Here is a 428-nt window from a genome sequence, read left to right on the forward strand (position 1 = left end):
AACTCCAGGGCGGCGACGGCCAGGCGCCGGGCTGGAGCCGCCCGGCGCTGCTGGGCAGCGGCAGCGCGGGCGTGATGAGCCTGACCCCGGCCGACCAGGTGTGGGTGTCGGGGACGCAGACCACGCTGCTGGCCGGCGCCGCCTTGAACTGGGCCAGCCAGGGGCAGCTGGTGCTGGCGGTGGCCGGCGGGCTGGTGCTGTACACCCAGGGCAGCGCCCCGGTGGCCGGCAGCCCCAACCAGGAACGCGGCATCGCCCTGCACGCCGCGCAAGGCACCGTGAGCGCCCGCGCGCACAGGAACCAGGCAAAGCTCGCGGCCAAGACCCAGGTCCGCATCGTCAGCACCACCGCCGACGTCCAGCTTGCCGCCCCGACCAGGCACCTGCTGGCCACCGCCGCCGGCGCCTACATCAAGCTGGACGGCGAC

Annotated in this window: 1 protein-coding gene; it reads left to right on the forward strand. The window is 75.2% G+C overall.

What is annotated here, in order from left to right; genetic code table 11:
• A partial coding sequence (locus XBLMG947_RS20230) for a DUF2345 domain-containing protein (RefSeq protein ID WP_139074458.1) occupies positions 1-428 on the forward strand: 428 nt, incomplete at both ends.

Origin of the sequence: Xanthomonas bromi, from assembly GCF_900092025.1 — a bacterium.
In the GTDB taxonomy this organism is placed as follows: domain Bacteria; phylum Pseudomonadota; class Gammaproteobacteria; order Xanthomonadales; family Xanthomonadaceae; genus Xanthomonas; species Xanthomonas bromi.